Origin of the sequence: Pseudomonas oligotrophica (genome assembly GCF_021726475.1) — a bacterium.
GTDB lineage: Bacteria > Pseudomonadota > Gammaproteobacteria > Pseudomonadales > Pseudomonadaceae > Stutzerimonas > Stutzerimonas oligotrophica.
This window is the reverse complement of the sequence record NZ_JAKJRU010000004.1, coordinates 49,479-68,077: the sequence shown is the minus strand read 5'-3', so window position 1 is coordinate 68,077 and position 18,599 is coordinate 49,479. Positions and strand designations below refer to the sequence as shown.

Annotated in this window: 18 protein-coding genes and 3 tRNA genes; 5 read left to right on the top strand and 16 right to left on the bottom strand. The window is 66.3% G+C overall.

Annotated elements, in window-relative coordinates; genetic code table 11:
• Window positions 1-83: 83 nt before the first annotated feature.
• From L3N39_RS09755 to L3N39_RS09740, 4 genes are all read right to left on the bottom strand, one after another.
• Window positions 84-1,529 (bottom strand): aldehyde dehydrogenase family protein, encoded by a 1,446-nt coding sequence (locus L3N39_RS09755; protein WP_237257415.1) that lies wholly within the window; start codon window positions 1,527-1,529, stop codon window positions 84-86.
• Between the two features lie 10 nt (window positions 1,530-1,539).
• On the bottom strand, window positions 1,540-2,724 hold the full coding sequence (locus L3N39_RS09750) for an aromatic ring-hydroxylating oxygenase subunit alpha (RefSeq protein WP_237257138.1): 1,185 nt from the start codon (window positions 2,722-2,724) through the stop codon (window positions 1,540-1,542).
• 246 nt (window positions 2,725-2,970) lie between these two features.
• Window positions 2,971-3,897, bottom strand: a complete 927-nt coding sequence (locus L3N39_RS09745; RefSeq protein ID WP_237257137.1) for a LysR substrate-binding domain-containing protein — start codon at window positions 3,895-3,897, stop codon at window positions 2,971-2,973.
• Between the two features lie 249 nt (window positions 3,898-4,146).
• Window positions 4,147-4,233, bottom strand: a tRNA-Leu gene (locus L3N39_RS09740).
• A gap of 180 nt (window positions 4,234-4,413) precedes the next feature.
• Here L3N39_RS09740 and L3N39_RS09735 point away from each other — a divergent pair.
• Complete coding sequence (locus L3N39_RS09735) at window positions 4,414-4,818, top strand: antitoxin Xre-like helix-turn-helix domain-containing protein (protein ID WP_237257136.1); 405 nt, start codon at window positions 4,414-4,416, stop codon at window positions 4,816-4,818.
• Window positions 4,812-5,504: an RES family NAD+ phosphorylase gene (locus L3N39_RS09730; protein ID WP_237257135.1), complete on the top strand. Its 693-nt coding sequence runs from the start codon at window positions 4,812-4,814 to the stop codon at window positions 5,502-5,504. The genes L3N39_RS09735 and L3N39_RS09730 overlap by 7 nt, the downstream gene beginning before the upstream one ends.
• Here the strand turns inward: L3N39_RS09730 and L3N39_RS09725 are convergent.
• The 3 genes from L3N39_RS09725 to L3N39_RS09715 form a co-directional block, all read right to left on the bottom strand.
• Window positions 5,491-5,691 carry a hypothetical protein gene (locus L3N39_RS09725; protein ID WP_237257134.1) on the bottom strand — a complete coding sequence of 67 codons (201 nt, stop codon included), beginning with the start codon at window positions 5,689-5,691 and terminating at the stop codon, window positions 5,491-5,493. The genes L3N39_RS09730 and L3N39_RS09725 overlap by 14 nt on opposite strands.
• 86 nt (window positions 5,692-5,777) lie before the next feature.
• Window positions 5,778-6,968 carry an MFS transporter gene (locus L3N39_RS09720; protein ID WP_237257133.1) on the bottom strand — a complete coding sequence of 397 codons (1,191 nt, stop codon included), beginning with the start codon at window positions 6,966-6,968 and terminating at the stop codon, window positions 5,778-5,780.
• Window positions 6,969-7,125: 157 nt separating this feature from the next.
• Entirely contained in the window at window positions 7,126-7,332 is a 207-nt protein-coding gene (locus L3N39_RS09715) for a hypothetical protein (protein ID WP_237257132.1), read from the bottom strand.
• Between the two features lie 233 nt (window positions 7,333-7,565).
• Here L3N39_RS09715 and L3N39_RS09710 point away from each other — a divergent pair, with 233 nt between their 5' ends.
• A complete protein-coding gene (locus L3N39_RS09710; protein ID WP_237257131.1) occupies window positions 7,566-8,543 on the top strand; it encodes a lipid A deacylase LpxR family protein in 978 nt (325 codons plus the stop codon).
• A gap of 207 nt (window positions 8,544-8,750) precedes the next feature.
• On the opposite strand, the gene L3N39_RS09705 is transcribed toward L3N39_RS09710, so the two are convergent.
• The 8 genes from L3N39_RS09705 to L3N39_RS09670 form a co-directional block, all read right to left on the bottom strand.
• Window positions 8,751-8,824: transfer RNA gene (locus L3N39_RS09705), tRNA-Cys, on the bottom strand.
• 43 nt (window positions 8,825-8,867) lie between these two features.
• Window positions 8,868-8,943 (bottom strand) — tRNA-Gly (locus L3N39_RS09700).
• 68 nt (window positions 8,944-9,011) lie between these two features.
• Window positions 9,012-9,569 carry a CDP-diacylglycerol--glycerol-3-phosphate 3-phosphatidyltransferase gene (pgsA, locus tag L3N39_RS09695; RefSeq protein WP_237257130.1) on the bottom strand — a complete coding sequence of 186 codons (558 nt, stop codon included), beginning with the start codon at window positions 9,567-9,569 and terminating at the stop codon, window positions 9,012-9,014.
• A gap of 33 nt (window positions 9,570-9,602) precedes the next feature.
• On the bottom strand, window positions 9,603-11,426 hold the full coding sequence (gene uvrC / locus L3N39_RS09690; RefSeq protein WP_237257129.1) for an excinuclease ABC subunit UvrC: 1,824 nt from the start codon (window positions 11,424-11,426) through the stop codon (window positions 9,603-9,605).
• A complete protein-coding gene (gacA, locus tag L3N39_RS09685) occupies window positions 11,426-12,070 on the bottom strand; it encodes a response regulator transcription factor GacA (protein WP_237257128.1) in 645 nt (214 codons plus the stop codon). The genes uvrC and gacA overlap by 1 nt, the downstream gene beginning before the upstream one ends.
• Window positions 12,071-12,490: 420 nt before the next feature.
• Complete coding sequence (gene dnaQ / locus L3N39_RS09680; protein WP_237257127.1) at window positions 12,491-13,237, bottom strand: DNA polymerase III subunit epsilon; 747 nt, start codon at window positions 13,235-13,237, stop codon at window positions 12,491-12,493.
• Between the two features lie 12 nt (window positions 13,238-13,249).
• Window positions 13,250-13,705, bottom strand: a complete 456-nt coding sequence (rnhA, locus tag L3N39_RS09675; protein ID WP_237257126.1) for a ribonuclease HI — start codon at window positions 13,703-13,705, stop codon at window positions 13,250-13,252.
• Window positions 13,706-13,747: 42 nt separating this feature from the next.
• Window positions 13,748-14,503, bottom strand: a complete 756-nt coding sequence (locus tag L3N39_RS09670) for a class I SAM-dependent methyltransferase (RefSeq protein ID WP_237257125.1) — start codon at window positions 14,501-14,503, stop codon at window positions 13,748-13,750.
• Window positions 14,504-14,601: 98 nt separating this feature from the next.
• On the opposite strand from L3N39_RS09670, the gene gloB reads away from it, so the two are divergent.
• Window positions 14,602-15,381 (top strand): hydroxyacylglutathione hydrolase, encoded by a 780-nt coding sequence (gloB, locus tag L3N39_RS09665; RefSeq protein WP_237257124.1) that lies wholly within the window; start codon window positions 14,602-14,604, stop codon window positions 15,379-15,381.
• A gap of 99 nt (window positions 15,382-15,480) precedes the next feature.
• Window positions 15,481-17,022 carry a LysM peptidoglycan-binding domain-containing protein gene (locus L3N39_RS09660; protein WP_237257123.1) on the top strand — a complete coding sequence of 514 codons (1,542 nt, stop codon included), beginning with the start codon at window positions 15,481-15,483 and terminating at the stop codon, window positions 17,020-17,022.
• Between the two features lie 49 nt (window positions 17,023-17,071).
• Here L3N39_RS09660 and L3N39_RS09655 read toward each other — a convergent pair whose 3' ends face one another.
• Window positions 17,072-18,517, bottom strand: coding sequence for an HDOD domain-containing protein (locus tag L3N39_RS09655; RefSeq protein ID WP_237257122.1), 1,446 nt, complete (start codon window positions 18,515-18,517; stop codon window positions 17,072-17,074).
• Between the last annotated feature and the right edge of the window lie 82 nt (window positions 18,518-18,599).

Here is an 18,599-nt window from a genome sequence, read left to right as displayed (position 1 = left end):
CAGGCGCCACCGACGAGCAAAGCCCCGCCAGCGACGCCGCGCCAGGGTCCCAGGCGCAGACAACCGCGCCTGGAACAGGTCGCTCACTCTCCGGCTACGCGGATCGCCACGTTCTTGGTGCGCACGTAGCTGTACAGCGCTTCCTGGCCCTTCTCGCGACCGAAGCCGGAGAGCCCGACGCCGCCGAACGGGGTTTCGATTCCACCGGCGTACCACTCGTTGACGAACACCTGGCCGGCCCGCAGGCGCCGCGTGCAGCGCATGGCGCGGTTGATGTCCTGGGTGAACACGCCGGCGACCAAGCCGAACAGGGTGCCGTTGGCGATGGCGATGGCCTGCTCTTCGGTATCGAAGGGAATCACCGCCAGTACCGGGCCGAACACCTCGTCCTGGGCGATGCTCATCTCGGGGCTGACGTCGCGGAACACCGTCGGGCGCATGAAGTGGCCGACGCGGTCGCTGAACGCCTCGCCGCCAGTGGCCGCCACGGCGCCCTCCTCGATGGCGCGGCGACAGATCGCCTCGATGCCGCCGAGCTGGCCGGCGCTGATCACCGGGGTCAGTTCCGGATTGTCCTGGCCCAGGCCGACGCTCAGCCCCTCGGCCAGGCGCACCATCGCCTCGACGGTCTGCGCGTAGATCTCGCGCTGCACCAGCAGCCGGGACATGGCCGAGCAGACCTGCCCGGCGTTGAAGAAGATGCCGGACTTGACGCTGGCCAGCAGCTGCTCGAGGTCCGCATCGGCGAAGGCGATGGCCGCCGACTTGCCGCCCAGCTCCATGACGCTGGGCGTGGCATGCTGCGCGGCATTGGCCAGGATCGCCTGGCCGGTGGGAACCGAGCCGGTGAAGACGATCTGGTCGACCTTGCTGCTGCCGGCCAGGTGCGCGCCGACCTCGCGGCCGCGGCCGCAGATCAGGTTGACCGCCCCTTTCGGCAGCCCGGCGCGCTCGATGGCGTTCACCAGCACGCACAGGCCCAGTGGCGACAGCTCCGGCGACTTGATCACCACCGCATTGCCGGCGGCCAGGGCCGGCGCCAGCGAGCGGGCGCAGATGGACACCGGGAAGTTCCACGGCACGATCTGCGCCGACACCCCCATCGGGTCGTACAGGGTGAAGTCCATGTAGCCGTTGCCCAACGGGATCGAGGTGCCCTCGATCTTGTCCGCCATGCCGGCGTAGTACTCGAAGTAGCGCGCGGCTTCGATGAATTCGTCGCGGGCATCGTTCAGCGTCTTGCCATTTTCCTGGCAGAGCACCCAGGCGCCTTCGTCGGCCACCGCGCGGATTTCCTGCGCGATGGCCAGCAGCCAGGTGACCCGCTGGGCCGGCCGTACCCGGGTCAGCTCGCCGCTGTCGGCGCAGCGGCGGGCGGCCAGCAGCGCACGCTCGGCATCCTCGACACTCGCCTGGGCGATGCTGGCGACCGGCGCACCGGTCCCCGGGTTGTTGACGATGAGGCGCTGGGCACTGTCGGCCCAAGCGCCGTCTATGTAGTTGAGCCAGTGAGAGGCGATCGGATACATGACCATGCCCTCACCCGCGCCCGTTGACGCCGAGCAGGCGACGCGCGGCCCACTGGTGGAAGAAATGCGTCGGCACGTCCATTTCCGGGGAGAACGCACCGCCCGCGAAGCCAGGCGAGCTGCGGCCCTTCTGCATGCCCTCGACGGAGGCGACGTCCTCGGCGAACACCACCTTCCACGACTCGAGAATGGCGTTGCGGCAGGCGGCGTACTCGTCGCCCAATGCCTCGTCGCCGACGTAGAACAGGCGCAGGTTCTCGATGGTCTTGCTCGGCGAGACCGGGTCCAGCTGCATGGCGAAGGCATGGTCGGCCTGGATGCCCAGCAGCACGTTGGGGAAGAACGCCACGTATTCGGCGTTGCGCAGGCGATCCTGCGGCCACGACGGGAACTTCGGCAGGTGGGTGCCGGCCACGTCGGAGAGGTTGTAGGCGTAGCTGCCCTGGCCCGAGAAATGCTCGCCGAACTGGATGTTGTAGTGGTCTTCCAGGCGCGAGTAGCTGTTCAGGCTCGGATGCACCCAAGGCAGGTGGTACGCCTCGCAGTAGTTTTCCACCGCCAGCTTCCAGTTGCAGTTCACCTCGATGCTGGTCATGTCGTGCTGCGCACGGCGGCGCAGCAGGCTCATGCCGTCCTCGCCGAGAAACTGCGTCCAGCGATCGGTCAGCGGCGCGAGCATTTCCTCCAGCGGCTGGGCATCGCCGGACAGGTTGACGAACACCATGTCCATCCAGATCGCGCTGCGCAGCGGCTTCAGGCCATGCTTCTCGCAGGCGAAGCGCTCGTCCTTGTGCTGGTTGATGCCGCCGATGTGCGGGGTGCCCTTCAGGCCGCCGTTCAGGTCGTAGGTCCAGGAGTGATAGGGGCAGCGGATCACGCCCTGCACCTCGCCCGCCTCTTCCACCAGCTTCATGCCGCGGTGGCTGCAGACGTTGTGGAAGACCTGCACCAGGCCCTCGCGGTTGCGCATCAGCAACAGCGGCAGGCCCATGAAGTCGACCGGCTTGACCGAGCCGTTCTTGGTGAGATCACTGGCAAAACCCACGCAGGCCCAGGTCTTGCCCATGACCTGGTCACGGTCGGCTTCGAAATGGCTCTGCTGGGTGTAGAACTCGTTGGACAGACCGGTGGCCTGGTGGATGGGGCCGAGCACGGTTTCCAGTTGCTGGACGCGGATGTTCTGAGAAGTGGTCATTGTTGTTATTCCCTGCACGCTTGTGGCTGTTCCGCGAGGCGCCGGGCCTCGCTGGGTACAGGGTCAGTTTCGAAAACGGGCTGTCACGCGACAAACGATTTTTCCAAGCAGATTGATGACAAAAACTCATTCACCGACCGCAGCCAAGGCGTGCCCTAGAGGCCCCGACCATGGCTTGGGCCTGGCCGATCTGTGCCAGCGATTCATGCAAAAACGCCAGAAGCCTCGCGCAAGGGATGGGATGGCTCAGCTGGCGCGCAGCACGGCCCCGGGCGGCACCACTTGGCCCATCAGCCAGTTGCGAAAGCGACTGACGCTCTGCCGGTTGCTGCTGCGCCCTGTCGGCTCAAGCAGGCAAAACTGCGCCTCGGTGTGCAGGCAGTCGTCGATCGGCCGCACCAGCGCACCGGTCTGCAGGTGGTTGTCCACCAGGTTGGACCAGGCCAGCGCCACGCCCTGGCCGATCAGGGCGGACTGGATGAGCATCGAATAGCTGTTGATGTTGATGCGGTGTCGCGGCTCCAGCGGCTTATGGCCAAGACGCTGGAACCATTCCGGCCAGCCGATCCAGTCGCTTTGCGGATCTTCCAGCCACAGCCAGGTGCTCTGCGCCAGGTCGCGCAGCCCGTGCAGCTCCGGGTGCTTGGCCAGGTAGGCCGGACTGCACACCGGGAAGACTTCCTCGGTGAACAGCGGGGTCGCCCGCATGTCCTTGGGCGGCGTGCGGCAGTAGTACAGGGCCAGGTCGCAATCGAGTCGGGAGAAATCGCGGACGTGGTCGTAGGCGATGATGCGCAGGTCGATCTCTTCGTTCTCGCGCTGGAACTCGGCCACCCGCGGCAACAGCCAGAGCGAGGCCATCGCCGTGCTGGTCACCACCGTCACCTGCTGGGCACCGTGCCAGTGACGGATCTCGCCGGTGGCCTGGGCCAGTTGCAGCAACGAATCCTTGACCGTCGCGTAGTACTGGTTGCCTGTCGCCGTGAGATGGATTTCCCGGGTGGTACGCTCGAACAGGCTCTTGCCTAGGTAATCCTCCAGCAATCGGATCTGCCGGCTGACGGCACCCTGGGTGACGTTAAGTTCCTTGGCAGCGAGGGTGAAACTGAGATTTCGCGCGGCAGCCTCGAACGCGACAAGACTGTTCAGCGGCGGCAGGGGTTGGATTTTCATACGCAAGGCCAGGCTCTGGTTATTTTTTTCGCCAGTGTATAACCCAGCCCCCTCGCCGCGTACAGGCCGACTCCCGGCGCGCCGACTGGAGGCCGATGGGACAATACGGAAATAACGAATAGGCCATGCGCAGGCAAGACCGCCTGATTGGCGCGGGCCCGCAGGGCCTGGGCAGATCGCATCGGAAAGGGGCCAGAGGTGGCCGTTCGAACCTGGGGGCTAACTGAAGCCCAGCAGTCGCTTAGCGATTGGTGCCCGGAGCGGGGGTCGAACCCGCATATCCTTTCGGATGAGGGATTTTAAGTCCCTTGCGTATACCAGTTTCGCCATCCGGGCAGGGGGGATGCTTGGTGGGCGCAGGACTATAACCAGCCGCCCCACCTGGCGCAACCGCAGGAGCCGGGCATCACGGGGTTTGTGCCACCGGGGCCTTGCCAAGCGGTTACACAATAGCCACTTTGCCCATAGATACAATAAATGCTATTTTTAGTCTGAAGACACAAAGAGTCATTGCTTATGTCAGCCGTGATCCAGGCACCCGCCTTTTCCAAGGACCAGTGCGCGGCCGGCTTGCGCGCCGCGTTGAACATCCTCGACAAGTGGCGGGCCACCACCGAGCAGGCCTGCAACATCCTGCGGATCTCGCGCAGCACCCATGCCCGGGCCCGCGCTGAGAACCGTGCCTGGTCGGTCAGCCTCGATTCCGACCAGTTGCAGCGCATCAGCCTGATCCTCAATATCCACGCGGCCTTGCGGTTGCTCTTCGACAACCCGGACAACGTCTACGGATTCGCCGCGATGCCCAATCACCATGAGTTCTTCAACGGCCGCTCGCCGCTGGAGGTCATGGCCCAGGGCGACATGATCGCGCTGTACGAATCGTTCCGTCGCATCGACAGCCTCCGAGGCGCGCAGTGGTAACGCCGGAGCAGTTGCCGCAACGTGCCGCCGCCGAGGTGCAGGCGTACCGGCTGGTCAACTCGAAGTTCCCGCCCATCACGCTGTTCGACGACGTCGCCGACGCCGACGAATTCGAGACGCTCTACCAGTTGCAGGCCCTGAGCAATCCGCGCCTGCGCAACGAGCTCGGTCAGCTGGAGCTGATCGCGCGCCACGAGATTCCCTTCGGCATTCCAGGCTGTGCCTACGCGACGGCCCCCTTCACCCACGTGAACCCGGCCGGCTCGCGGTTCAGCGACGGCAGCTATGGCGTGCTTTACCTGGCCGAGACGCTGGAAACCGCGCTGGCCGAGGTGCGCCATCATCAGGATCGCTACTGGTCGAGGATCGACGGCCTGAACTACGAGCGCTTCGTCTTCCGCGGCCTGGCGTGCCAGTTCGACGAGGCCGGCATGCTGGATGCGACGATCCTGCCGGCAAGCGACCCCATCCACGATCCAGACGACTACGCTGCCGCCCGACGGCTCGGAAGGCTCGCCCGCCAGGCCGGACACCCGGGCCTGCGCTACCGCTCGGTGCGCGACCCGGGGCAGGACTGCTGGGCCCTGATGACGCCGCGCCCTGTCCGCTCCATCATCCAGACGGTGCATTTCGAGATGATCTGGAACGGCCGTATCTCCAGCGTCAGCGCCATCAGCGCGGTGTGAGCCGCAGTGGAGCATTCAGGCCGCTGGGGATCTCCGGATCATCCTCAAACAGGTCGATGTCCTCGTCGGTGAGCTCCTGCTCGCCGTCGGGCTCGGCCTCGGGGGTCTCGGTCTGTCGCTCATCGGTATCGCCGGGCAAGGCGCATACAGCACCACCGGCATGCTGCCAAGGGATTTCCTGGTTCATGGTTCGCTCCCGCGGGGCCGCCAGTGGCCCGTCGTCTCCGTTAGAAGCTGGCGGGGCGCGATGGTGCGCGACCGTCGATCCGGGGGCTAGCTTTCACGCATGCGCGGGTGGCGGAAGAACGCCACCGCGGCCGGGGATGCGAGGGCGACGACGCCGAGGCCCAGCGCGGTAATGGCCGTCTGCAGGCCGTAGTGATCGGCCAGCCAGCCGGCGCCCAGCAGCGGTGCGATGCTGCCGACATAACCGCTGACCAGGTAGGTGGAGATCAGCCCCGAGCGCTCGGCCGGCCTGGCGATGCGGTTGACCATGCTGATACCGGCCAGCAGGCACATGCCGTGGCCGACGGCCGCGGCGACCACGCCGGCGGCGAACATCGCCACCGAGCCGGCCTGGAAGTTGGCCACCAGCAAGGCATTGCTCAGCACCACCGCCAGCAGTCCCAGCGCCCCGCACCAGCGCAGCCCCAGCCGGGCGCTGAGCAACTGCGTGCCCGCCGAGGCCAGCAGGATGATGCCGATCGAGAAGCCGCTGACCACCGGACCGTGCCAGGGCAGCATCTTGCCGATGAACAGCGGCGACATGGAGGCGTACAGACCGAAGACGCCAAAGGCAAAGAACGGACAGCAGCAGGTCAGGATGAAGGCCCAGCAATCGCTGCGCGCAGTCCAGGTCAGGCGCGGCAGAAAGGCGCGCCAGGCCAGCTTCTGCGCCTGTGATGGGGGTGTGAGCGCGATCTGCCGCATCGCGTGAATGGCCAGCAGGCCGAGCAGCAACGTCGGCACATAGGTCGTCACCAGCGGACGCGGCAGCCACTGGGCAATGATCCCGCCGGTGATCGGCCCGAGGCCGAAGCCGAAGGCCAGCAGGAAACTGGTCAGGGTGGAGACACGCTGCGAGGAGCCGTCACGGGCGATCTGCATCAGCCCGACGGAAGCGCTGGTCACGATCAGGCTCGACGAAAGACCGACGGCAAAGCGGCCGAGGTTCAGGCTGGCGAGGTCCCAGGCGATCATCGACAGCAGCGTGCCGCCCCAGCCCACCAGCAACCCGGCGAGCATCACCGGGCGGAAGCCCTGGGTGTCCGACAGGCGACCCATGAACAGCAGCCCCGCCAACGCACCGAGCATGTAGACGACGTAGATCAGCGAGATCTCGCTGGTGCGCAGCCCCCAGGCGGCCTGGTAGAGCGGGTACAGCGGGGAGATCAGTGCCGTGCCCATCACCCCCACGCACATGGCGAAGCACACCCAGGGAAACGTCGACCACTTTGCTTGCATCGCTACGCCTGCACACCAGTAATCCGGCGAGCGGCGCATCGGCACTCGACTGCGCAGCATTCTGACCGGATGGACGAGAAGCCACGCAGCTTAGCGCTTCCCGGGTAGCCCGGCCACCGGTGCGTTGACGAGCCTGGCGCGGGCGCAACGCCCTGGCTCAGGCCTCGCAGGAGAGGCGCTCGTCCTCGGGAATGTCCTCGGTAACGAACACCAGCCAGTGCCCCGGGCCGTCTGCCTGCATGCGCAGGCCGAAGTACTGCTCCTCGTGCTCATCCCAGAAATGCTCGACTTCGTCCCGCGTGGCCTGGGCGAGCAGCGTCTCGTCGCGCGCCTCGAGAATGATGGAATAACGCTCTTCGGTCATGGCCCTGTCGTCCTGTGCGATGGTCTCGCGGAAGGCTGGCATTATGCCAGCAAACCCCACCGCCTAGCGCCCCGCTCATCGGCCGCAAGGAGCTTCCCGATGAACGTAGCGAAGCAGACGCGAGAACCCGCAACGGCCGCTACAGTCTCAAGTACATCGCCCGGTTGCAGCGCACCGGGCGACCTGCGCGCCAGAACATACAAAAACGAATGTAAAAGCCTGGAGCACCGCCCATGAGACACCTGCCCCGCCTGCTGCTCATCACCGGCTTCGCCGCCCTGCCCGCCCTGGCCACGGCCGACACCCTGTCGATCAAGCTGGAGAACGACATCCTCTCCTCCGGCGATGACGGGCACTACACCAACGGGCTCGAAGTGATCCGCACCGCCGAGCCCGACGCCGACCACTGGAGCCGCCGCCTGGCGGGCCTGATGCCGGGCTGGGATCAGCACAGCCTGGACAGCGTCGCCCTGCGCTTCGGCCACCAGATCTACACGCCGGAACAGCTCGAGACGGCACAACTGATCGAAGACGACCGCCCCTACGCCGGCCTGATGTATGCCGGCCTCTCGCTATTCGCCGACACCCAGCACGAGGGCTGGCGAGGCACGCAAAGCCTGCACCTGGACCTGGGCATCGTCGGCCCGGCGGCCGGTGGCAAGCGCATCCAGCGGGCGATTCACCATGTCACCGACAGCGACGAGCCGAAAGGCTGGGATCACCAGCTGGAGAACGAGCCCTTCGTCAATCTGGGCTACCAGCATCGCTGGTGGCTGCAGCGCAGCCTCGGCGGCCTGGAGCTGGAATACGGCCCGGGCACGGGGTTTGCGCTGGGCAACCTCTACAGCTATGCCTCGGCCAGTGGCGGGCTGCGCCTGGGGCGGAACCTCGAGCGCAGCTTCAGCATTCCGTCGGTGGCTCCGGCGCAAGGTGGCAGCCAGCTGTTCCGGCCGGGCGGTGAGTTCGGCTGGTACCTGTTCGCCGACCTCGAGGGACGCTACATGGCGCACAACATGCTGCTCGACGGCAACACGTTCGAGGACAGCCACTCGGTGGACCGGCGGCCCTGGGTGGGCGATGCGAAGCTCGGCCTGGCACTGATCTGGAATCGCTGGCAGCTGGCCTTCGCCAACATCTGGCGCAGTCGCGAATTCGAAGGCCAGCGCGAGCACGACCAGTTCGGGTCATTGACGCTGTCGCGGGCATTCTGAGAGCGGCAACTGCACTGTACGAAGACGTGCGTTGTCAGAAGGCGATCACCATGCAGGCGATCGTCTCGACCTGCCGGCCCGCATCAGCCTGGCAACCGGTCGCCGGCCTGCCCTGCTACCGGCCCGCAGCGCATCCGCCGCTGTTCCGACCCGTTTCGCAGGCAAAGAAAAAGCCCCGCAGATTCAGCATCTGCGGGGCTTTCTGTATGGAGGCCGATGTCGGAATCGAACCGGCGTACACGGATTTGCAATCCGCTGCATAACCACTCTGCCAACCGGCCTCAAAACGAACACGCCGCATTGTAGCTGCGGCGCGCTTTAAACTGGAGCGGGAAACGAGACTCGAACTCGCGACCCCGACCTTGGCAAGGTCGTGCTCTACCAACTGAGCTATTCCCGCGTTGTCGTGTTGACGGCGCCATTTTAGCGATTCGAAACGCCGCGTCAAGCCTTTGATTAAAAAAGTTTTTATTTATTTTCCGACGGGCTGAGATGCGGCCAGGCAGCCATCAGGTAATTGGTCATCGACCACAGCGTCAGCGCTGCCGCGACCAGCAGCAGCGCATAGCCCAGCCCGACCCAGACAGTCAGCGCCGGCGGGTTGGCCAGCAGGATGACCAGCGCGACCATCTGCGCCGCCGTCTTCCATTTGCCGAGATTGGAGACCGCCACCTGTGCCCGCGCGCCGAGTTCGGCCATCCACTCGCGCAGGGCCGACACCACGATCTCGCGCCCGATGATGATCGCCGCCGGCAGGGTCAGCCAGAGGTTGGCGTGCTCGCCCACCAGCAGGACCAGCGCCACCGCCACCATGAGCTTGTCGGCCACCGGATCGAGGAAGGCACCGAACGGCGTGCTCTGCTGCAGGCGCCGGGCCAGGTAGCCGTCGAGCCAGTCGGTGATGGCCGCAACGGTGAACACCGCGCTGGCGGCCAGGTAGCTCCAGTGGAACGGCAGGTAGAACAGCAGGATGAAGAACGGAATCAGCAGCACGCGTAGCACGGTGAGCAGGTTTGGAATATTCATCGGTACCACTGATCTGCAGAGAAGACGGTGATTCTACTCACTGTGCAGGGCAGCATAAATCGACTCGGCGAGCTTTTTGCTGATGCTCGGCGCCTTGGATATCTCGTCGACACTGGCCCTGCTCAACTCCTGCAGACCGCCGAAATGCTTGAGCAGTTCGCGCCTGCGCTTGGGGCCGATGCCGGGAACGTCCTCCAGGCTCGAGGTGCGTCGGGCCTTGCCGCGGCGCGCGCGATGTCCGGTGATGGCGAAGCGGTGCGCTTCGTCGCGGATCTGCTGGATCAGATGCAGCGCAGGCGAGTCGCCCGGCAAGGTGAACTCGTGCTCGGCATCGTTCAGGTAGAGCGTCTCGAAACCGGGCTTGCGGGTGACGCCCTTGGCCACGCCGAGCAGGATCAGGTCGGGCACCGGCAACTCGGCCAGCACCTCGCGGGCCATGTTCAACTGCCCCTTGCCGCCGTCGACCAGGAGGATATCGGGGCGTTTGCCCTCCCCTTCGACCAGCTTGCGGAAACGGCGCGACAGCGCCTGGTGCATCGCCGCGTAGTCGTCCCCCGCGGTGACGCCCTCGATGTTGAAACGGCGGTAATCGGCCTTGATCGGCCCCTCGGGACCGAACACCACGCAGGAGGCGACGGTCGCCTCGCCACTGGAATGGCTGATGTCGAAGCACTCCAGGCGCTGTGGCGGTTCGTCCAGCTCCAGCGCCTCGGCCAGCGCCTCGAAGCGTGCCGAAAGATGCTGGCGGTTGGCCAGGCGTGCCGCCAGGGCCTGTTCGGCATTGGTCAGCGCCATCTGCTGCCAGCGCGCGCGCGTGCCGCGTACGCGCTGCACGATGCCCAGTTCGACGCCACGCAGCTCGGCCACCGCCGCGATCAGCGTGGGGAAATCCTCGTGCGCGGCATTGACGATGAGCTCACCCGGCAGATCGCGCTCGGCCGAGCCCAGGTAGTACTGCTCGAGGAAGGCCAGCAGCACGTCGCTGACGCTCTCCTCGATCGCCACCTGTGGAAAGAAGTTCTTGCTGCCGAGCACCCGGCCGCCGCGCACGCTGATCAGGTGCACGCAGGCACCACCGGGGCTGACCGTGGCGGCGACGATGTCCACGTTTCCCGAGCCACCCTCGATGTGCTGCTGGTCCTGCACCCGACGCAGGATGCCGATCTGGTCGCGAATCTGCGCGGCGCGCTCGAAGTCCAGCGTGGCGGCAGCCGTCTCCATGTTGCGCGACAGCTCCTCGGCCAGCGCGTTGCTGCGCCCCTCGAGGAACATCACCGAATGGCGGATATCCTCGGCGTATTCATCGGGATCGACCAGATTGACGCACGGCGCCTTGCAACGCTTGATCTGGTATTGCAGGCAGGGCCGGGTGCGGTTGCGGAAGTAGCTGTCCTCGCATTGGCGCACCAGGAAGGCCTTCTGCAGCAGGCCGAGGCTTTCGCGGATCGCCCCTGCGCTGGGATAGGGCCCGAAATAGCGCCCCGGCTCCCTCTTCGCCCCGCGGTGAATGCTCAGCCGCGGGAAGCGCCCGCTCGAGAGGAACACGTAGGGGTAGGATTTGTCGTCACGCAACAGGATGTTGTAGGGCGGCCGCCACTGCTTGATCAGCGTCTGCTCCAGCAGCAGCGCCTCGGTCTCGTTGCCGGTGATGGTGGTCTCGACCTGGGCGATCCTGGCGACCAGCGCGGCCGTCTTCGGCGCCTGGCCGGTCTTGCGGAAGTAGCTGGCCAGACGCTTCTTGAGGTTCTTCGCCTTGCCGACGTAGAGCAGCTTGCCCTCGGCGTCGAGCATGCGATACACGCCTGGCCGCCCGCTGCAGGCGGCCAGGAACGCAGAGGAATCGAAGGCCCGGGCCATCAGTTGACGGTGTCGACCATACCGTGGCGGACGGCAAGCAGCGCCAGCTCGACGTCGCTGGTGATCGAGAGCTTCTCGAAGATGCGGTAGCGATAGGTGTTGACGGTTTTCGGCGAAAGGCAGAGCTTGTCGGAAATCGCCTGCACCTTCTGGCAGTTGGCGATCATCAGGGCGATCTGGATTTCCCGCTCCGAGAGCAGGTCGAAGGGCGAGGCACTGACCTGCGGCTGGAACGACTTGAGCGCCAGTTGCTGGGCGATCTGCGGGCTGATGTAACGCTGCCCGGCGAAGACCATGCGGATGGCACGGATCATTTCATCCAGCGCGGCGCCCTTGGTCAGGTAGCCGGCGGCGCCGGCCTGCAGCAGGCGCGTCGGGAAGGGATCCTCCTCGCAGATGGTCACCGCGATGACCTTCAGGTCGGGATTGCTGCGCAGCAGCTTGCGGGTCGCCTCCAGGCCGCCGATGCCAGGCATCTTGAGGTCCATCAGGACCACGTCCGGCTTGAGTTCGCGCGCCCTGCGAATGGCTTCCTCGCCGGAGTCGGCCTGCCCGACCACGTAGAGGCCGTCGATGTCCGACAGCATACGCGTGATGCCAGTACGCACCAGATCGTGGTCATCGACCACCAGCACTCTAATCAAGCAGAACACCTCTTCAATCAGAACCAAAGCTGGCTGGCTACTGGCTTGTTCGTAGGTCGCGAACTTTAGCAAAAAACAACGCTTGCCAGCTGCGCCCAGGCGACACAAGCACACACCATCCGTCCGGGATTTGGCCAGCCTTACGCGCCAAAAACCTACAGCGCCAAGGCTGTAGGAAATTGTCCACCCCCACACCGCTTGCAACGCAGCACAACCCGTCCGGGCGCGCCTGGCGGAGCCAGGGTGCGCAAGGATAGCGAAGATAGCACATAGCCATAGCGCGGACGGTCAAGCTTTTGGGGATGTGGCGGCATCGAACCGGCTGCGCCAGGTAGGGGAAAGCAGCCCTGGATGGCGTTCCGCAGCGGACCCGAGGTCAGTGCAGGTAGGCTGGCGTCGCGGGCCGGCCGGACTGCCCTCTCAGGACGGCTGCGGCGTTGCGGCAAGGGCCAGTTGCTGCCAGAGCGCGGGGCCGCCGGAGGCCTTCTCGATGGCGGCGAGCCGAGCGGCATGTGCGGCCAGCTCGGCGTCGCTGGCGGCCAGCACCGGTGTGCGCGGACGGTCGGCCGGCAGGCGACGAATCGGGCTCGGCTGCGGGCGGCCGCCTGCATTGTCGGCGCCATCGCCGGCCAGCGAGAGGTTGGTCTGGCCGCCGGTCATCGTCAGCCAGACATCGGCGAGGATCTCGGCGTCCAGCAGGGCGCCGTGCAGGTCGCGGCCGGAATTGTCGACACCGTAGCGCTTGCACAGCGCATCCAGGCTGTTGCGCTGGCCTGGGTGCCGCTCGCGGGCCATCAGCAGGGTATCGAGCACCGTGCAGTGGTCGGTGATCTCGGCCCGCTCGCGCTGGCCTAGCAGGGCGAATTCGTTGTTGATGAAGCCGATATCGAACGCCGCGTTGTGGATGACCAGCTGCGCATCGCGGATGAACTCGAAGAACTCGTCGGCCACATCGCGAAAGCGCGGCTTGTCGACAAGGAACTCGTTGGTGATGCCATGCACCGCCACTGCGCCTTCGTCCACCTCCCGATCGGGCTGCAGGTAGACATGGAAGTGCCGCCCGGTCAGCCGCCGGCCGATCACTTCGACACAGCCGATCTCGATGATGCGGTGGCCATCGGTGACCGGCATGCCGGTCGTTTCGGTATCCAGAACAATGCTGCGCATCGGTATCGCTCGTTAAACCATCGGTTGTCGTTTGGCCTGCACCACGCCGCGGTTGGCCAGCAGATCGGCCTGCTCGTTGCCCGGATGGCCGGCATGGCCGCGCACCCAGTTCCAGCTCACCTCGTGGCGGGCGGCCTGCTCGTCCAGCTGTTGCCAGAGGTCGGCGTTCTTCACCGGCTGCTTGCTGGCGGTCTTCCAGCCCCGCTTCTTCCAGTTCGGCAGCCAGTCGGTGATGCCTTGCATCACGTACTGCGAGTCGGTGAACAGGCGGACCTTGCAGGGTCGCTTGAGCTCGGCCAGCGCGCGGATCGCGGCCATCAGCTCCATGCGGTTGTTGGTGGTCTGCGCCTCGCCCCCCCAAAGCTCGCGCTTGGCGCCCTTGTAGATCAGCAGGGCGCCCCAGCCGCCCGGGCCGGGATTGCCCTTGCAGGCACCGTCGGTATAGATCTCGACCGAATCGTCGCTCATGTAGCTTTCAGGGTCCGTCAGTTCGAGGCTGTCGCTCGCAGGTTATTCGGCGTTGCGACGACTGACCTTCGCGACCGGCATCGGCAGCAGCTTGCCCATGCGCTCGCGCCGTTCCTTGCGCAACGGCCGCAGGCCGATCATCAGCTTGCGCGCCATCAGGAGATAGAAACCGCCGGTCGGTGCCTGCAAGCGATGACCGATGTCATCCAGACGCGCCAGCCGCGCCTGCCAGTCACTCGAGGAAAGCGGCGGACAATAGCACCCGAAGCGGCGATTCTCCAGCGCGAAGCCCAGCAGGTTGAGCCAGTCGCCGACGCGCGAGGCACGAATGCAGCGCGCCTGGCGAAAGCCGTCGCAGGCAGTCAGGTGGCGTGCGCCCCAGAGGCTCCACGGATTGACGCCGACCACCAGCAGGTGCCCGCCCGGCCGCACGCTGCGAGCCGCCTCGCGCAGCAGCCCGTGAGGCGATGCACAGAAATCCAGGGCGTGCTGCAGCACCACGACATCCGCGGCATGCTCGCCGATCGGCCAGGCCTGCTCATCGCACTGGATCTCGACGCCGGGCATCGGCGCGCCAAGGCGCACGCTGCGCTTGATCTTCTGCGATACCAGCGGCTCGCCGGCGAACGGGCCGCAGTGCACCAGGTAGCTGCCGAAGCAGCGCTCGAGCGCCTCGCCGAGCACGCGCTGCTCCTGGCGCAGCAACTGCTGGCCCATGGGCGTATCGAACCAGGCGCGGGCCGCCTCGGCGACGGCCGGCGCCTGCCCGGACGCTTTCGCACAAGGATGTTCAGTCATGGCAAGGCTCCGTCATTCGCTCACAGGAAGATGGCTTCAACTTTCGCCCCGGACTGCTAGCATGCCCCCTTTGTCCCCTTCTTGGCGAGTTCCCCAGGATGCCGATCATCGAAGCCCTTCCCGCCTTCTCCGACAACTATATCTGGCTGCTGCAGGATGCCAGGACGCGCCGCTGTGCCGTGGTCGACCCCGGCGATGCCGCACCGGTTCTGGGCTGGCTCGACCGTCATCCGGGCTGGCAGCTCAGCGACATCCTGGTGACACATCATCACCACGACCACGTCGGCGGCGTCCTGCAGCTCAAGGAGCGGACCGGCGCGCGCGTCTACGGCCCGGCCCACGAGCAGATCCCCGGTCGCGATGTCGCACTGGAGGACGCCGCCCGGATCGACGTCATCGGCCAGGCCCTGCAGGTGATCGCCGTGCCGGGCCACACCCTCGGCCATATCGCCTACTTTCACGGCGATGCCGAGCAGCCCTGGCTGCTCAGCGGCGACACGCTGTTCGCCGCCGGCTGCGGCCGGTTGTTCGAGGGCACGGCGCAGGACATGTTCCGCTCGCTCGGCCGGCTTGCCGCCCTGCCGCCGCAGACGCTTATCTACTGCACCCACGAGTACACGCTTGGCAACCTGCGCTTCGCCCGCGCCGTCGAGCCGGAAAATCCCGACATCGAAAAGCGGTTTCTGGATGTTTCACGCCTGCGCGAGAACCAGCAGATCAGCCTGCCGTCGAACCTGGCCCTGGAACTGCGCACCAATCCGTTCCTGCGCAGCTCGATCGGCGCCGTAGCTACCGCGGCAAGCGCCCAGGCCGGCCAGGAGCTGAGCGACGAGGTCGCGGTTTTCGCGGCGCTGAGGGCCTGGAAGGATCGCTTCTGATCGATCTCGACAGCGTCCCGAAATCGGCCGGGCAAACTTGACCCCCAGGGTGGGCGTTTCTAGAATCGCCCGAATTTTGTGCCCCGGAAGGCCACGCCCATGCCGCCACAATCCAGGAAACGCTGCGAACCAGACGCCTTGGTAACCCCCGGCAAGGCCCTTGCGCTCGCCCTGTGCATTGCTCTCGCCGGCTGCCAGAGCAACGGCTCCAGAGACGCCTCCGACGAGATGAGCCTGGGCCGCCAGGTCACCCAGCCCAACGAACCGGTCTGGCTGCATGAAACACCCCAGCCGATCGTCCACGAGGATATCTGGGAGCGTATTCGCGACGGCTACCAGCTGCAGGACTACATCGGCAGCAACCCGCGCATCGAACAGCAGCGCCTGCTATTCGCCAGCCGACCGAAGAACATCGAAGTGGCGAGCGAGCGCGGCAGTCCCTTCATTCATTACATCGTCGAGCGCCTCGAAGAGCAGAACATGCCGCTGGAGCTGGCGCTGCTGCCGATCATCGAAAGCTCCTACGACCCCTTCGCCTACTCGCCCGCCCATGCGGTGGGCCTCTGGCAGTTCATCCCGTCCACCGGCCGCCATTTCAACCTGCGCCAGACCAACTGGTACGACGGCCGCCGCGACATCACTGCCTCGACCAATGCCGCGCTGCGCTACCTCGACTACCTGCACGGGCTGTTCAACGGCGACTGGCTGCTTGCCCTGGCCGCCTACAACGCCGGCGAAGGCACCGTCAGCCGGGCGATCGAGCGCAACCAGAAGCTGGGCCTGCCCACCGACTACTGGAACCTGCCGCTGCCCAGCGAGACGCGCGACTACGTGCCCAAGCTGCTGGCACTGTCGCAACTGGTCAAGACGCCGGAAGCCTACGGCATCAGCCTCAACCCGATCGCCAACGAGCCCTACTTCGAGGTCGTGCCGCTCAAGCAGCGCATGGACCTGTCGCGCGTGGCCAAGCTGGCCGGCATCGACGAGGACGAGCTGATCCAGCTCAACCCGGCCTTCACCCGGCGCATCACGCTCGACGGGCCGCAGCAGCTGCTGGTGCCGCTGAGCAAGGCCGAAAGCCTGACCAGCAGCCTGGCGCAGATCAAGCCGCAGGAACTGGTCGACTGGCAGCAATATCAGGTCCGCCCCGGCGACACGCTGAGCGCCGTCGCCAGTCGCCACCAGGTCAGCGTACGCACCCTGCGCGAGATCAACCGCCTGCGTAGCAATACCCTGCGCATCGGCCAGACCCTGACCATTCCTTCATCCGGTACCGCCGCGCCGCGCCTGCTCGAGGCCGTCGCCTCCCGTGCCGGCACCAGTGCGCCGCGCAGCTACCGGGTCAGGTCCGGTGACAACCTGTGGAGCATCGCCAAGGCCAAGGGTGTTTCGGTCCGCGACCTGCAGCGCTGGAACGGCCTTGCCGGCAGCCAGCTCAAGGTCGGCCAGGCGTTGTTCCTCGACAAGCCGGCAGCCGGCCGGGCGAAGTCCAAGCCCACCTACTACAAGGTGCGCCAGGGCGATTCGCTCTACCACATCGCCAAGCGCTTCAATGTGCAGATCACGGCGCTGAAGGACTGGAACCCGAAGGGCACGAGCATCCTGCGCCCGGGGCAGATGCTGACGTTGTACCTGCCGTAACCGGGGCGCCGCCGCGCCTTGCCTGGCGCGCTGACGGTTCGATCGAGCTTCAGCCGCGCCCGGCAAGGGCTCCCAGGCAGCGCCCGGTCAGCTGGGCGAAGCGCTGGAAGGCGACGAACTGTTCGTGCTTGAGCGCGCGCCCGGAGAGCCGGCAGTCGGCGTAGATGATGCCGATCTCCCGCGTCCCGGCCAGCAGCGGCGCAATGAAGAACATGCCATTGCCGAGCCACTGGCGCAGCGGCTGGGTCACCAGCTCGGCCAGGTTGTAGCTGGCCGGCACGCCCATCCACAGCGGCTGGCGCTGGCGTAGCGCGTAGCTGAAGATGTGCGGCTGCTCGACCTGCTCGGCCGGCAGCGAGAACCCGTCGAGCCAGGCCTCGCTGCCCTCGCCGACCGCGCAGCGCACGCGAAAGCGCGTCTGCCGGTCGGCCAGCACCGCCACCATGACCCGCTCCAGCCCCGCGCCCTGATGCAGGCCGCGCAACAGGGTATCGAGGATCAGGCCGACGTCGCTGCCGGCGCTGGCCAGCAGCCCGAGGTCCTGCATCGCCTGCTGCATGACCAGCAGGTCCGGCTGCAGCAGGGTTGCGCGCCGCTGGGCCTGCTGTAGCCGGATCTGCTCCGGATCGGTATTGGGGATCAGTCGGCACAGGCGGCTCGCACCGAAGGTCGAGGCCACCTGGACCGCCTCGTCGGCGCTGGCGAGGATCTGCTGCAGCGCGTCCGCCTCGCTGATGCCGGCGAACTTCGCGTACTCGCCGACCAGCACCGTCATCCGCGGGCTATCCCAACCCTCCAGTGCCGCCTCGCTGATCCGCACGCCCAGCGCGACCGAACGCACGCCCAGATCCAGCCCGGCCGCCGCGCCCTGGGCCAGCGCCGTCAGCTCGCCGAGGTTCCAGCTCTTGACCAGGCCCAGGGTCAGCTGGCGAAAGCTGGTGCCGAGCAGGCGCTGCACCGTTTCGTCGTGGCGGGCGCCGGGTTGCGCCAGGGCCTCGGCCAGCTCATCGGCCTGCTCGCCGCCACACCCCCAAAAGGCCAGCTCGCCGACGTGGAACAGCAGCGCCGCGATGAACACTTCCTCCTCGCTGCGCGACATGACATAGCCGGACAGGTTGCGCGCCTGGACCGCGGCATGGAACGAGCGCGCCAGCAGCTCGAGCAACTGATGGTGCGGCGCCCGGTCGAGCAACCCGTCGACCAGGCTGACCGACAGGCTGATCAGCCGCACATTGTCGAAGCCGATCAGCACGATTGCGCGCGAGATGGTCCGGATGACTTCCTGCGACGGGTTGTAGTAGCTGCTGTTGGCGACCCGCAGAACCTTGGACGTCAGCGCTGCGTCACGCAGCAGCACGTCGGCCAGTTGCTGGACCGAGGCATGCTCGGCCTGGGTCAGGCGCTGCAGATCGGTGACCACCGCCGCCAGGGCCGGCAGTTCGGACTGGTTCAGGCGGTCGATCCACGGCTGCAATCCCTGGGTTCGGACAGACAATACAGGCACCCTGCCGCGATGGCGGCGTTACGAAATCACTGCAGTTTGCCCGAGGAGCGTGCGCTTTTTCCAGCGCAGACAA